10 protein-coding genes are annotated in these 13,783 nt (G+C 69.5%); all 10 read right to left on the bottom strand.

Features of this window, described 5'->3' with window-relative positions; all coding sequences use genetic code 11:
* Positions 1-62 precede the first annotated feature (62 nt).
* The 10 genes from AB5J49_RS36120 to AB5J49_RS36165 all read right to left on the bottom strand — a co-directional run bounded on the left by AB5J49_RS36120 (position 63) and on the right by AB5J49_RS36165 (position 13,380).
* The gene (locus AB5J49_RS36120; protein WP_369173049.1) at positions 63-1,307 is read right to left on the bottom strand and encodes an MFS transporter; all 1,245 of its coding nucleotides are present in this window, start codon (positions 1,305-1,307) and stop codon (positions 63-65) included.
* Positions 1,308-1,320: 13 nt separating this feature from the next.
* Positions 1,321-2,430 carry a GNAT family N-acetyltransferase gene (locus AB5J49_RS36125; protein ID WP_369173050.1) on the bottom strand — a complete coding sequence of 370 codons (1,110 nt, stop codon included), beginning with the start codon at positions 2,428-2,430 and terminating at the stop codon, positions 1,321-1,323.
* Positions 2,431-2,533: 103 nt separating this feature from the next.
* The gene (locus AB5J49_RS36130; protein WP_369173051.1) at positions 2,534-3,232 is read right to left on the bottom strand and encodes an aspartyl/asparaginyl beta-hydroxylase domain-containing protein; all 699 of its coding nucleotides are present in this window, start codon (positions 3,230-3,232) and stop codon (positions 2,534-2,536) included.
* A gap of 34 nt (positions 3,233-3,266) precedes the next feature.
* Positions 3,267-4,556, bottom strand: a complete 1,290-nt coding sequence (locus AB5J49_RS36135; protein WP_369173052.1) for an acetyl-CoA carboxylase biotin carboxylase subunit family protein — start codon at positions 4,554-4,556, stop codon at positions 3,267-3,269.
* 3 nt (positions 4,557-4,559) lie between these two features.
* The gene (locus tag AB5J49_RS36140; protein ID WP_369173053.1) at positions 4,560-5,828 is read right to left on the bottom strand and encodes an ATP-grasp domain-containing protein; all 1,269 of its coding nucleotides are present in this window, start codon (positions 5,826-5,828) and stop codon (positions 4,560-4,562) included.
* A 48-nt stretch (positions 5,829-5,876) separates the two neighbouring features.
* Positions 5,877-6,650 (bottom strand): SDR family NAD(P)-dependent oxidoreductase, encoded by a 774-nt coding sequence (locus AB5J49_RS36145; RefSeq protein WP_369173054.1) that lies wholly within the window; start codon positions 6,648-6,650, stop codon positions 5,877-5,879.
* Positions 6,651-6,660: 10 nt separating this feature from the next.
* Positions 6,661-7,419: an SDR family oxidoreductase gene (locus AB5J49_RS36150; RefSeq protein ID WP_369173055.1), complete on the bottom strand. Its 759-nt coding sequence runs from the start codon at positions 7,417-7,419 to the stop codon at positions 6,661-6,663.
* A 9-nt stretch (positions 7,420-7,428) separates the two neighbouring features.
* A complete protein-coding gene (locus AB5J49_RS36155) occupies positions 7,429-11,709 on the bottom strand; it encodes a thioester reductase domain-containing protein (RefSeq protein ID WP_369173056.1) in 4,281 nt (1,426 codons plus the stop codon).
* A 56-nt stretch (positions 11,710-11,765) separates the two neighbouring features.
* Positions 11,766-12,575: a 2OG-Fe(II) oxygenase gene (locus AB5J49_RS36160; RefSeq protein WP_369173057.1), complete on the bottom strand. Its 810-nt coding sequence runs from the start codon at positions 12,573-12,575 to the stop codon at positions 11,766-11,768.
* Positions 12,576-13,128: 553 nt separating this feature from the next.
* The gene (locus tag AB5J49_RS36165) at positions 13,129-13,380 is read right to left on the bottom strand and encodes a hypothetical protein (protein WP_369173058.1); all 252 of its coding nucleotides are present in this window, start codon (positions 13,378-13,380) and stop codon (positions 13,129-13,131) included.
* Positions 13,381-13,783 lie beyond the last annotated feature (403 nt).

Below are 13,783 nucleotides of genomic sequence, written 5' to 3' on the forward strand. Positions count from 1 at the left end.
GTTGGTGATGCCGCCTGTGCTCCGCCGCCGGGAGGCGGTCACTCACGGATGGGTAGAGGCGGTCATCCGGCGTCGGCGCGGGACGTTGCGTGTCCTTGGCGGAGAAACGAGACCAGAAGCGCCGCTCCTATGCTCCCGCCCGCGAGGACCCACCACAGCGACAAGGGAGCACTGGCGAGGAGCATGGCAACCAACAGGGGCGCGAGGGCAGTGGCTCCACCGGCAAAGAGCTGGTTGAACGCCAGGTAGGCGCCCTGTTCCTGCTTCGGCGGAAGGCTGGTCAGCAACGCCATGGCGGCTTGAGAGACGGCCAGCTCACCGAGCGTGTACACCACCATTCCCGTGACCAGCAGGGCAATCTGCACTCGTCGGGGCATGTCCCCGGCCAGTAGCACGGCCGCGTAGAGCGCCGCGTACGAGATTCCGCCGAGCGCCAGCACGACCGTGGGGCGGAACCGTTCCAGCAGTCGGCTCAGGGGCAGTTGGAGCACGGTGAGCAGCACGGTGTTGGTCGCGAAGAGCACACCCACGGTCCACGGCGGCATCCTCAGCTCCCGCAGGATGAACACCGGCAGGGCGCTCTCCACCGCCAGTGCGGCGGTCAGGAGCAGGGCGTTGGACATCGCGACGCGCAGATAGGCGGTGTGGCGCCAGGGCGCGGCGGGTCGGCTCCTGCGGCCTTGGGGCGGGGCGTCCTCGGTCTGACGTTCCGCGGGAATGCCCAGGTAGAGCAGGGCGGTCAGGACGAAGCTGGCCGCGTTGACCACGCCGAGGACCACGAACCCCGATGCCGTGTCGACGACGAACAGGCTGGCGAGCAGGGCACCGGCGCCGATCCCCGCGTTGAAGACGGCCCGGGTCAGGGCGAGCCACTGGCCGCTCTGCCCGTCGGGGGCCAGCCGTATCGCCAGCAGCGGGGTCGCGGTCTGCTCCAGCCGGTTGCCGAGCGCGAGGAACAGGCAGCACACCACCAGTGTCGTCATGTCCCGCACCGCGACGAAGCTCGCGAAGCCCGCCGCCCGCACCGCCGCGCCCGCGATGAGCACGGGCCGTGGTCCGATCCGGTCCACCAGGCGGCCCACCGCGAAGAGCCACGGCAGCACCACGAGCACCGTGAGTGTGAGCACCAGGCCGACCGAGCGCAGCGACACCCCCGACAGTTCGGTGAAGAACAGCAGGGAGAAGGGATAGAAGAAGCCCGTGCCCAGGGCGTTGACGAGCCCCGACAGGCCGAACCACGCCACGCCCGGTCCCCGCGGAAGCGCCGAAGACGGTGTGCTCGCGTCTTTCACAGCAGCCGATGTCATCTCTGAGGGCCTTTCACAGCAGGAGCAGGTGGCAGCGCTGTTCGGTCGCGGTGCAGCCCCGGGATCGCTTGGCCTGCACGCTGCCGAGGCCGTAGTGCAGGGCGCGTACCCCGGCGTCCGCCGCTTCTTCGAGCAGGCGGTAGTACAGGACTTCGAAGTACAGAGGCAGTCCGGTGCGCTCCTGGTAGGCGTAGTCGTAGCCGGTCTGCCGGGCGTACCACTGGTCGCCGTGGCGCAGGATCAGGCCGAAGCCGCGGACCTCGCCCTCCGCGTGGGCCACCATGGCGAAGGCGTCGTCGCCGAAGCACTCGCGGGTCTGGTGCATCAGTGGCAGCAACTGGTCGGGGCGGATGTCGATGGAGTATTTGGCGAGCAACCCCGACTCCAGCTCGGCCAGCCGCGGCAGGTCGGCTGTGTCGAGGGATTCGGCGTTGACCCGCACGTCCGACTCGCGGATCCGGCGCCGCTCGGCCGCGACGGACACCCGGCGCTTGCGTGGCAGCGACTGAAGGTAGCCGTCGAACCCGGCCTGCGGTACCTGCAGGACGCTGTACTGGCCCGTCGTACAGCTGTGGTAGCCCCGTGAGGCCAGCACCCGGGCGAGATGTGCGTCCTGTTCGTCGACGTAGAGGAAGGCGACCGAGGCGAGGCCCTCCTCACGGGCGAGCGTCTCGGCAGCGGCGACCAGCGCCTCGGCGTCCCCTTCGGTGGCTTCGGGGGACAGCAGCATGCGGGTGCTGCCGACATGGCGGCCGCCGGCCACGAGCGCCGGCATCAGCTTCGCCGACGGATCTTCGCCCATACCGGTCAACATCTCGGCGGCGCCCGGCAGTTCGGCCTCGGCGCTCTTGCGCAGGACCACGTCCGGCCGGCCGAGGGCCCAGGGCACGGAGGTGGTGGCGGTCGCCGTGGCCAGGCCCGCGACCGGGCGGCCGGCGCGTTCGATCCACAGGTAGACCATGGGGACCCCCGCGGTCGCCTCCACGACGTCGAGCCAGCGGCAGGTGAGGAAGACGTCGTACGGGCCGGTCAACGCGTCCCAGCCCGCCCTGGGCAGGTCCGCGGCCCGCCGCACCGCGCGCACCCCGTCGGGCAGCTGTACTGTCGTCGTCCCGGTGAGCACTGGCGCGCCCTCCTCTTGTCGCTGGATGGGTGGTGGAATCGATGGCCCGGCACAGCCGGCGAGCCGGGCCGGGCGCACCGGCGCGCCCGGCCTGTCGTGCGGATCAGTGCATGACGTCGTACTTCGCCGCCTCGACGAACTGCGGAGCGTACTTGCGCTTCTGCCACAGGCAGAAGCGGTTCAGCAGATCGGCGAGCGGGCCCATGGGGCGGCGGAAATCGATGATCACGATCACGCGCGGCTCATCGCTCTCGTTGGTCACCTCGTGCTCGAGAGAGACGTCGAGGACGGTGCCCTCGCCCTCCTTCCACTGGTAGTACTCGTCCGCGAGGCGGATCCGGGGCGTGTTCTTCGAGGGGATCCGGATGCCGAGGTGATAGCGCAGGATGCCGGCGTACGGGTCCTGGTGCGAGGGCAGCTCGACGCCCGGTTCCAGGACGGAGATGAAGGCGTTCACCACACGCGGCGTGGACTGGGCGAAGGACAGCAGGGTGGGGCAGTCCTTCTTGGCCAGCTCATTGGTGTTGCCGAACATGTACGCGTAGTAGAGCTTCCATTCCTCCGACACCTGCGCCGCGCGCTGCGGGTCGAAGGTGTCGTACGTCGGGATGCTGCGGCTCGCGAGGAGTGCGTCCACCTCGGCCTGGAGCGCGGGGAACCGGCGCTCCAGCTCCCAGACTTCGGGGAAGACGGCGTTCGACGGAATGATGCGGCGACGGTTCTTGCCGCCTGCCTTGCGCAGGAACACCCAGTTGGTCAGGGCACGGATGCGCGGGTTGTTGAGACTGGGGGAGCCCTTCATGGCTTACTCCTGGTTGGGTACGGATGCGTGTTCTTCAGGCGGAGTCGCTCGGCGTCCGGTCGACCCGGACCATCGCGCCGCGCCGCGCCTGCCAGACGCTGGTGGTGCCGTCCGGTGCTTCGAAGGTGAAGCGCACGTGGGCCAGGCTCCGGTCGATCGTGTCGAGCATGGCCCGGTGGTCGGGCGCGCTGCCGTGCAGCACATCCAGGAAGAAGGAAGTCGACTGCGCCGGCAGGGCCGCGTTGTCGGGCAGGCGCTGCTCGTACCCGACGACGCCCGGTTCCTTCCGCAGGACGTCCGTGCCGTCCACCCGCAGCAGCACGCCACCGGGCATGGGGGACAGGCCCCAGTACTGGAACTCGACCTTGTCCACGGTGGGTTCGGGCAGGTCGACGCGCTGCCCGCAGGCCGCGCGGATACCCAGCTCCAACAGGTTCAGGCCGGTCGCCCGCTCGTACATCCAGGGCATGAAACCGCCGAGCCGCCCGTTGACCTCGATGATCCTGGGGCCGTCGGGGGTCAGCTTGATCTCCGTGTGCACCAGGCCCTGGCGGACGCCGAGGGCGATCGCCGCGTCCGAGGCGAGTCGCGCGACGTCGGCTCGTTCGGCGGCCGGCAGATGTGCCGGGACGAACTGGCCGTGCTCACGGAACGGCGGCATAAGCGGGAACTTGCCGGTGACGCCGAGGGTGTGAGCCCTGCCGTCCACCACGAGGGACTCCACCGAGACGTAGTCGCCGAAGTCGCCCTCGTCCCGACCCTGCAGGAACTCCTCGACGAGGAAGGGCCGTTCGACGCTGGGGTGCAGATCGCGGGGGAGGTCGTCGACGCTCGCCACGAAGTGGGTGTCGATGCTGCTCTGGCCGCGCACGGGTTTGACGACGACAGGGCCGGGCCGGCTCTCGATCAGCACGAGGGCCTCGTAGCGGCTGGTCACGGCGACCGACCAGACGGAGTCCACGCCCTGCTCGGCGAGGCGGCTCCGCTGGGCGCGCTTGTCGGTGAGCCGGGCGGCCGTCTCCCGGTCGTGGTACGGGAGCCCAAGACCGTGGGCGAGACGGGCGGTGAACGGCACCATGCCTTCGCTGAACGTCGTCACGCCCTCCGCCGCGAGAGGCAGCAACTGCTCCACGGCTGCGGCGAGTTCGGCCTCATCCGCTTCGACCACGGGTCCGAAGGAGGCGTACTCGTCCCGCTCCCGCGGGTCCAGGGCGCCGCCGATCGCCACGTAGACCGGCTCGTGGCCGCACAGCCGCGCCGCTTCGGCGATGTCCGCGGGCCGTACGGCCGAGTTGGGCACTACCGAGACAATGACCTTGCTCATTTTTTATCCACCACCTGTTTCACGGATCCGGTACACGCGGTCCTTGACCTCTTCGATGTGCCGGTAGTCGCGTTCGATGTCGTCCATCGAGGACGCGGCCATAAAGATCCGGAGCGTGCTCGAATACAGGTCGACGGTCGGCCGAAGGATCCCGCCGGGCTCGATCTTGAGGTCGAATCTGGCCACGGTCTCCAGCGCGGAGATCTCGTCGACGGCGCTGCGGTCGATGCTCTCGACGACACCGGAGAGAGCCGTCGAGGTGGTGCAGCAGACGGCCTCTCGCTGCTTGTCGTAGCGGCGTCCCGCGTGGTCACGGATGAAATGTCCGGGTGCGAGATAGGCGAGCGCGGTAAGAGCCGCCTGGTTACCGCCCGTGCACCGGTCGTGGAACCCGGGGTGCATGTTGCCGGCGATCCGGGTGCCGACCTCGACCAGCGCCGGCCCCTCAGGGGTGACGATGACCTCGGCGTGGGTCGGCCCGAAGCGGACGCCGAGAGCGTCGAGGGCCTTGTCCACATAGGAGATCAGCTCTGGCGCCGGCTGTTCGTCGGCAGCGAGCAGGTGCTCCCGGTCGTAGATGTTACGGCCGCCCGGCAGCAGCCGCTTGTGGTACTGCCAGACGCCGCAGACGTAGCGCTGCCGCCCGTACGACACCATGTCGACCACGTACTCGGTGCCCTGGAGGTACGACTGGACGAGCACCTCGGTGTTGGTGTCGCCGTAGATGGTGCGCGCGCCGAGGATCTCGTCGGCCGCGGCCCGTACCTCAGCGGCGCTGCCGCAGATGAACACGCCGTCGCTGGCTGCGGAGTTGAGCGGCTTCACCACCACCGGGTAGTCGGCGGCGCGCTCCGCCCAGTGCACCAGGGCCTGCGTGTCACCGCTCTTGAACTGGCGGGCGCAGTGCAGGCCGGCGGCGCTCAGGACCTCCCCCATCCGGTACTTGTCGCGCCGGGCCTCGGACAGTGCGGTGCCGTTCGTCGGCAGCCCGAGCCGCTCGGAGAGCAGGTCGGCCAGCAGCACGCCCGGCTCCTGCCCGGCCATGACGCAGACCGGCGCGTACTCCTCCAGTTGGGCGAGCGTCTTGTCGACGTCGTCGTGCACGAGGGCGGCCTGATAGACGCTCAGATCCGGGGCGGGCATCGACGGCATGAACTCGGGCGTGCTCTGGACGTGCACCAGGTCCGCACCCAGGGCGGAGAACTCCGGGGGCAGGTACTTTCCGGACGTGTACGCGTCGACCAGCACTACCACCGGTCTGTTGTGCGGCAAGAGGGCTCCTCACGATGTCGGTGCCGCTGGCGCGGCCGCTCGGGGTGGTCAGGTGACGGAGAAGCCGCCGTCGACGAAGATCGTCTGGCCGGTCACGTATGACGAGGCGTCGCCGGCCAGGAAGACTGCGATGCCGGTGAAGTCGGCCAGCTCGCCGTTGCGGCCGGTCATGGTGCGGCGGGCCATGGCATCGACGCGCACCGGGTCCCGGAACACGGCCTCGTTCAGCGGCGTGTGCACAAAGCCCGGGGCGATGGCGTTGACGCACACCCCGCGCGCCGACCAGGCCTCCGCCTGGGACCGCGTCAGTGCCGCGAGTCCCGCTTTCGAGACGCCGTAGGCACCGCTGTTGCCGAAGGCTCTGACGGACTGCTGGGAGGCGATATGGATGATGCGGCCCCATCCGTTCGCCGCCATCTTCGGGCCCAGCCGCTGGCCGAGCACGAAGGGGGCGTCGAGGTTGGTGCGCAGCGTGCGGTCCCAGTACTCCTCGCTCAGCTCGTCCAGCGGCGCCCGGAGGTTGATCCCGGCCGAGTTGACCAGGATGTCCGTCGTACCGTGGCGCTCCTGCAGTTCGTCGGCGAGGCGGTGCACCTCCGTGCGGTCGCCGAGGTCGGCGCTGAGCCAGGACACGGTGCCACCGGCGTCCCGCAGCTGGGCCGCCGTCTCCTGCAACGGCTCGGGCCGGCGCGCGACGATCACCACCTCGGCGCCGGCCCGGCTCAGCGCCATGGCGATCTCCCTGCCGATGCCTGAGCTGCCCCCGGTCACCACGGCCGTGCGGCCCTGCAGGGTGAACAACCTGTCGAGGAAGCCGTTCATGAACTGCTCCTCAGACCTTCTGGCGGGTCGGACGCAGCCGGATGTCGTCGAGGTGCACATGAGTGGGCCGGCTGACCACGAAATCGATGACCGACGCGACGTCCTCGGGTACCAGCAACGGCCCACTCTGCTCAGCCACGGCCTCGAACCACTCCATGTCGTAGCCGGCCGCCTCCTGGAATCCGGAGCGGACGAACCCGGGCTCGATGAGCGTCACCCGGATGTTGTGGGTGCAGACCTCCTGACGCAGCGCCTCCACCAGCGAGTGCACGGCGAACTTGGTCGACCCGTAGACCGGGTTGGCGGCCGATATCTGGCGCCCTACGGTGGAACCGATGACGACGATGTCCCGGACCTGGCGCCCGCCGTCCGCCTCGGCGTGCTTCTTGAACTCCGATGCGGTGGCACGCAGTTGGCGAAGGATGGCCAGGTAGTTGGCCTCGATCAGCTCCTCCCACCGGTTCGCGTCCGAGCCCAGGACGGTGCCCGGCAGACCCTGGCCGGCCGACGCCACGAAGATGGTCGCCGGGCCCCACTCCCGCTCGGCCGCCGCCAGCAACTCCTCCGTGTACGCGGCGTGGGTCATGTCCCCGGAGTGCGGCACGACGGTGCCCGGCCGGCCGGCCAGTTCCGCCTGGACGGCGGCGAGCCGGTCGCCGCTGCGGCCGGCGGCCAGCACATGGATGCCCTGCCGGGTGAAGGCGGAAGCGACGGCCCGGCCGATGCCCGAGGAGGCTCCGGTGACGACGGCGATGCGTCCTTCGGTCATGTCGAACCCTTACTTTTCGTCGGTGAGAGAGATCTCGCCCTGCTGGATCAATTCGGTGAAGTAGGCGCGCAACCAGTCGCGGTCCAGCGGCTCGAACTCCACGCCGAGGTGGGAGAGAAGGCGCCGGGTGCGTGCGTGGTCGTACCGCACGTTGCGTTCCGGGCGGCTCGCCCAGAAGTGCGCGAGTGAGATCTGCTCGTCGCCGCCTCCGATGAAGCGGGCGAACAACGTGGCGAAATCGGGCGCCGGGTCGTCCTCGACGGCGCAGCCCAGCCCACGCAGCACCTCGAATATCTCCTCGTACGACACCTGGTGGGGGGTGTCGACATGGAACGTGCCGCCCCGCACCCGAGCGCTGCGGGAGATCTCGAGGATGCCCTCCGCTACGGTGTCCACCGGGCTCAGCGCGAGCGTCTCGGCGCCGACCCGGGGCACCCGGCCGAGTCGTATGCAGGCGCGCAACAGCTGGACGAGCCGGTTGTCGCTGCCGTTGCGCTGGAAGCGGCCCGACTGCGAGTGGCCCGTGACGTTCCCGGAGCGGTAGATGAACCCGCCGCCCCCGTGTGCGGCGAAGTCGCGGACCAGGCGTTCCGCTTCGTACTTGCTGCGCTCGTACTCGTTCAGGAAGCTCTGGCCGATGTTCAGACTGTCCTCGGAGAAGACGGCGGACTCGCCGTCCGGGCCGGTGCCGCAGACCGCGAGGGTGGAGACGTGGTGCAGGTCCTTCGGGCGGCCTTCGGTCGCCAGGCCGATCAGGGCTCGCACCGGTTCGGTGTTGTTCCGGTCGAAGGAGCCCCGGTCCCCGAACAGCCGGGTATCGCTGGCGAGATGGTAGATCGCCTCGACCTCGCGAGTGAGCACCGCGTAGTCCTCGTCCGCAAGCCCGAAACCGGGTTCGGCCAGGTCCGCGGCGTACACGGTGATGCGGTCGCTATGGCGGTCGAGGTCGTCGTCCGGGCGGTACCAGCCGTAGGTCTCCCGCAGACGCTGCCAAGCCGACCGCGTCGGGTGCTCGCGAACAAGGCAGTGGATGTGCCCGCTGGTACGGGTCAGCAGAAGGCGCAGCAGATGGGCACCGATGAATCCGGTGGCCCCGGTGAGCACCACGGCACCGTACTCCCGGGTGGCCGCGGCCGGTGGCTCGCAGTGCAGGGCGGCCGGCACCTGGGCGAGCAGCCCGGTGCTGGATCCCTGCTCCACCACGAATTGCCCGTCGTCGGCGGCGAGTCCGGCCGTCTCCAAGAGACTGGCGCGGGTGGCGCGGGCCACTTGGAGCATCCGCTCGGGGGCGTGGCGCAGCGGAGTGTAGGAGAGGTCGGCGACGAGCTGCCCGTCGTGGATGCGGGCCGTCAGCTTGAGGCCGTAGCCGCGGTCGTTGTCCGCGCCGCGCACCGGGCCCACCGCATGCCGCGAGAGCGTGGGGCACAGGTCGTCGCCGTACGGCAGCGCGAACGAGCCGAGGTAGTTGAAGCACACGTCGGCGCGGCGCGGCTGAGCGTGGAGTCCGTAGGCGATGCCGAGGCGGGGCACTTCGCCCAGGGCGGCGGCCACCGCCTTACCGGTGGCCGCCGCGTCGCCCTCGACGATGTCGACGCGGACGGGGTAGGTCGAGGTGAACCAGCCGACGGCGCGGGAGACTTCCAGGGTGTCGTCGAACTCCGCGCGGCCGTGGCTCTCGACATCGATGACGAGCTCGGTCGTCCCCTCCGACTCGCCGAGCGCCTGGGCGAAGGCGGCGAGCAGGGCGGCGTGTGGCGGTGTGCCGGTGGTGGCCGCGCCCGCGCGGGCCAACGCCTCGGTCTGGGTACGGCTGAGGCTGAACCATACGGCCTGAGCGTCGCCCTCACGGTTGTCGTCGGCGGCCGAAGGGCCGTCCGGCAGGGCGGGGAAGCGGGCGAGGTCGTCCCAGTGGGCGAGATCGGCCCGCAGTGCGGGGGCGTGATCCCTGAGATGCGTGGCCCATGCGCCGAAGCCGGTGGTCACGGCGGCCGGGGCGGGCTGCCGGCCGCGCAGCCGCTCGGTGTAGCGGCGGCTGAGGTCGCTCACGACGATCCGCCAGGACACGGCGTCGATCGACAGGTGGTGGCAGACCAGCAGCAGGTGGGCCTGGGCGGCGCCGTGGAAGAGGTGCGCCTTGAACACTGTGCCGTCCGCGAGGGACAGCTCCGCCTGGCGGGCGGCCGCCACGTCTTGGATGTGCCGGGCCGCGTCCTCGTCGCCGTCGGGGAGCCGGGAGGTGGTGAGAGCGGGGCCGGGCTCTACGACGCCGCGCCGACGGTGCGTCCCGGAGTCCCGAAACGCGGTGCGCAGCATGGGGTGCAGGGCCACCACGTCGGCTACGGCCGTGGCGAGTTCGGCCGGCCGCACCGCGCCGTCGATGTCCAGGAGCAGGGCCTGGTTCCACTGGTCGGGCTGGGCGAACTCCTGGCGGAAGAACCACTGCTGGGCCGGGGACAGCGCCGTGTCGTCCGCGGCCTCGTCAGGGTTGGCCCGCGGTGACCGGTCGGCGTCCGCGCCCGCGGTGATCCGAGCCGCGAGCGCCGCAGCCGTGGGCTCGGCGAGGAACGCCGCGGCCGACACCTGGTAGCCCTTGGCCTGGAGGTCCGCGATGACCTGGATCGCGTCGATGGAGCTGCCGCCGACCGCCGTGAAGTGGTCGTGGACGCCGAAGTCGCCGTGGCCCAGGTGGCGGCGCCATACCGCGCACACCTCCTCCAGGACGGGGTCGTCCACGTCGTGGGTGCGGGCGCGCCCGGTGTCGCTGCCCAGTCTCTCCTCGATCAGCCGGCGGACCGCGCGCTGGTCGGTCTTGCCGTTGTCGTTGCGCGGGAAGTCGTCGAAGGTCTCGACCCGGTCCGGGACCATGTACGGCGGCAGGACGCCGCGCAACTGCTCCCGCAGCGCGGCCGGTTGCGAGTCCGCGGAGTCCCCGGTGGTCCGTACGGCCGCGACCAGCATCGGCCGCTCCCGGACGAGGTGGACGGCGATCGCGTCGGTCACCGCGGGCAGCTTGCGCAGACCCGCCTCGACGTGCCCGAGTTCGACCCGGTAGCCGCCGATCTTGACCTGGCGGTCGCCGCGGCCCAGGAATTCCAGGACACCCCGGGCGTCGGCTCGCACCTTGTCGCCGGTGCGGTAGGCCGGGCCGACTCCGGGGAACTGCTGGTCGACTTCACCTGTGAAGGCCTTCGAGGTGGCCTCGGCGTCGCCCCGGTAGCCCGGCGTGACGGAGGGGCCGGTGACGTACAGCTCGCCCGTGGCGTCCCGCTCGTGGAAACGGCCGTCCTCGGCGCGGACGAAGAGGCGGGTCGCGCCGAACGCGGTGCCGACAGGGACCGACGCGGCGTCGCCGAACGCGTCCAGGTCGGCCGCGCCGCGCAGTACCTGCGCGGCGATTCCCACCGTCGTCTCGGTGGGGCCGTAGTGGTTCACCAGGGTGCGGGTGACCCCTGAGTCCAGGACTCGACGGGCCAGGGGCAGGGCCATGACCTCGCCGCCGAGCAACAGGAAGCGCAGCTCGGGCCGGGTCGTCCCGTCGTGGCCGAAGGCCCGGAACAGCACGCTCCAGTGCGACGGTGTCGTCTTGAGCACGTCGACGCGCTCGGTCTGCAGATAGCGCAGCAGCCCCACCGGGTCGCGACGGGTGGCGTCGTCGACGAGGTGCAGGGTGCCACCCGTCCACAGGGCGAGGAAGAGGCAGGTGTTGCCGAGGTCCGCGGCGAGGGTGGTCACATGGGCGTACCCGAGCGGCTCGGTGATGTCGAGCCGGGCGAGCAGGGATGTGGTGTAGTGCGCGATGTTGGCGTGGGTGACCATGACGCCCTTGGGGACGCCGGTCGAGCCCGAGGTGTGGACGACGTAGGCGATGTTGTCCGGCGCGGCCTCGGCCGGCTGCGCACATCCGGTGCCCTGCGGGTCCTCCTCGTGCAGGTCCAGGACGTCCAGGCCCAGGCCTTGCAGCTCGTCGCGATAGCGCCCCGACGTGAGCACGAGGCACGGTCCGGCCGCGCGCAGCCGGTTCGCCCCCTCTCGCACCGGGTCGGTGGGCTCTACGACGGTGTAGGCCCCGCCGGCTGCGAGCACGGCCAGCAGCGCCACCACCGCGTCCGGGGTGCGGTCGAGGTGGATGCCCACGAGAGAACCACAGCCGATGCCCCGGCCTCGCAACCGGTGAGTCAGCCGGGACACCTGGTCGTCGAGCGCGGCGTAGGTCAGCCGTTCCTGACCCACGGCGACAGCCGTGCGGTTCGGGTGAGTCTGCGCGTGCGAGTGCACCAGCGCCGGGAGCATGCCGTTGTCCTCTGCGTGTGGGCGGGCGGTCGAAGTGATCTGCCGGTGAGCCGGGATCAGCTCCAGAAGACGAGCGGTTCCTGCGGGCCCTTGGTGGCGATGAACGCGGCCGCGCCGACCCGGTGCTTGCCCTGCCCGGCCGTCACCGCGTGCAGCATGCGGGGGCTGAAGATGATGAGGTCTCCGGCCTCGGGGTGGATCTCGACCACCGGCGGCTCGACGGTGTCCCGCTCCAGTCCCTCGACATCGAGGATGGTCTTGGTCTCATCCTCGGTGGGCTCGCGCAGCCACAGCTGGAGATTGCCGCCCTCGCCCGGCACCTGGAGGTAGATGTTGGCGACCAGCTGGTTGAGGACGCCCTCGATCTCAGGGGCATCCGTCTCCTGGTCGATCGCGTCGTTGTGCGGGTAGAACTCGGAGGTCTGCGGCTGGAAGACGCGGAAGGCACCGACGAAGCAGGCACGCCCGCGCAGCCGCATCAGGTTCGCGCCCGCCGGCCACAGCTCCTGCAGTTCGAGGCGTACGCGGTCCACGGGCGACAGGTAGGGGTGGAACATGGAGCGCACGTCCGCGATGGCCGGCAGGGCCTGCTCGTGATACTTGTCCGTGAGTTCCGGGTTCCACTTGGTGTCGATGTGCGGCATGTAGACGCGGCCGACGCTGCTGGTGTGCTGCTTGTGGTAATGGCCGAGCGCCTGGTGGTTGATCGCCTTCTGCGCGACTTTCTCGGCGATGTCTACCGGGTAGTAGCCCCGGACATGAATGGCGCCGATTTCCCGGTTGGCCAGCTTGAGCAGCGTCTCCGTGGTGAGTTCGTCGGCAACGTCGTTCGTCAGGGACTTGACGACATGCGTAGTAGTGCTCACGAAAGGACTCCTCAGAGTGAGAGGGGCAGGAGTACTCGAATACGGCCTCACTGCCATGGGGCGAACCTGCTCCGGCTCGCAGAACACTAAATGTGGCCTTCAATTTCGCCGCAGAGAAACCTAGGCGGCTCGATCATCGCGGTCAATAGGCGCCCGGCAGTATTTTCCGAAGCTCTCGGATGCCGCCTGATGAATTCCAGAGGGCATGCCAAAGAACTGCAAATCGCTGCAGTAGATTCCCCCGAATTTTGGTCAGACGCATGCGGCGGCGCCGTATGACGGCCGCACGGATCCGTCAACGTGTCATTGAAGGGCGCTCCCAGCCCTCAAGAAGGGATTCGGCGAAAATGCTGCCGTCACCCCATCACCACTCCGCGGGATTTCCACCGCGCGCATCCCCCACCCCGTTCAGTACATCCGAAAATTACCGGCCACCCTCGGCGGCGTTCTCGTAACAACAGTTGCCCGGCGGACACATTCGGTTTACATGCACTGCCGAGAACTTCGTGTGACCTGAACCACACTGCCGTCGTGCGGCACTTCCTCCCGCTCCTCAGTGCGGGCGGGTCGGCGGTTCGTCGCAGTCCCCGGCCGGGCGCTGCATCAAGGTCGTGACCGCCACGCTCAGCAGGCAGATGGCGAAGTGCAGCACGTAGAAGAGCGGGATGCCGAGTAATCGCGGCCGGTCGAACGGTATGGCGATCGTCAATGCGGGCGCCGCAAGCTGCACGAGGAGCAGGGCGCGCCAGGCCCTGCGCCTGGGTGGTATACGCACCCTCCCGCCCGGTTCATCCTTTTCAGCCATAGTCTCCCCTTCTCGAATCGATGTCTCAAAATCGACGCCATCCGCATCTTGGGAAAGTCGGCACCCTGGGCCACGATCGGCGGCGACGGCAGATGGCTGCACCTGCCTGGCGGGCCAGGCCCTTCGTATGGCTTGCGACGGGCGCGGTCGACGCGGGTCCGTCGTCGGCTTCGGGTGTTGGTTGCGCGACCCGTGCGATGGGTTTACGTCAAAAGACCGCAGAGTGGCATGGGTCACTCGACGGAGGGGCACAGCGGCATAGGGTGCCTGTGAAGTCGAACGCAAACGAACATAAACGCCCGCGCCTACGCATGGATGTCAAGCCTTGACGCCCTGTGGTGCGCCGCCTAAGGTATCGCTTCGTGGAATTTGGATTCCGCATCACGAAATTCAGAGGTGAGGT

Source organism: Streptomyces sp. R28 (genome assembly GCF_041052385.1).
In the GTDB taxonomy this organism is placed as follows: domain Bacteria; phylum Actinomycetota; class Actinomycetes; order Streptomycetales; family Streptomycetaceae; genus Streptomyces.

Coding starts and splice junctions, on each gene's coding strand:
- AB5J49_RS36120 (WP_369173049.1), bottom strand. CDS start 1,307: ATGACATCGGCTGCTGTGAAAGACGCGAGCACACCGTCTTCGGCGCTT.
- AB5J49_RS36130 (WP_369173051.1), bottom strand. CDS start 3,232: ATGAAGGGCTCCCCCAGTCTCAACAACCCGCGCATCCGTGCCCTGACC.
- AB5J49_RS36135 (WP_369173052.1), bottom strand. CDS start 4,556: ATGAGCAAGGTCATTGTCTCGGTAGTGCCCAACTCGGCCGTACGGCCC.
- AB5J49_RS36145 (WP_369173054.1), bottom strand. CDS start 6,650: ATGAACGGCTTCCTCGACAGGTTGTTCACCCTGCAGGGCCGCACGGCC.
- AB5J49_RS36150 (WP_369173055.1), bottom strand. CDS start 7,419: ATGACCGAAGGACGCATCGCCGTCGTCACCGGAGCCTCCTCGGGCATC.
- AB5J49_RS36155 (WP_369173056.1), bottom strand. CDS start 11,709: ATGCTCCCGGCGCTGGTGCACTCGCACGCGCAGACTCACCCGAACCGC.
- AB5J49_RS36165 (WP_369173058.1), bottom strand. CDS start 13,380: ATGGCTGAAAAGGATGAACCGGGCGGGAGGGTGCGTATACCACCCAGG.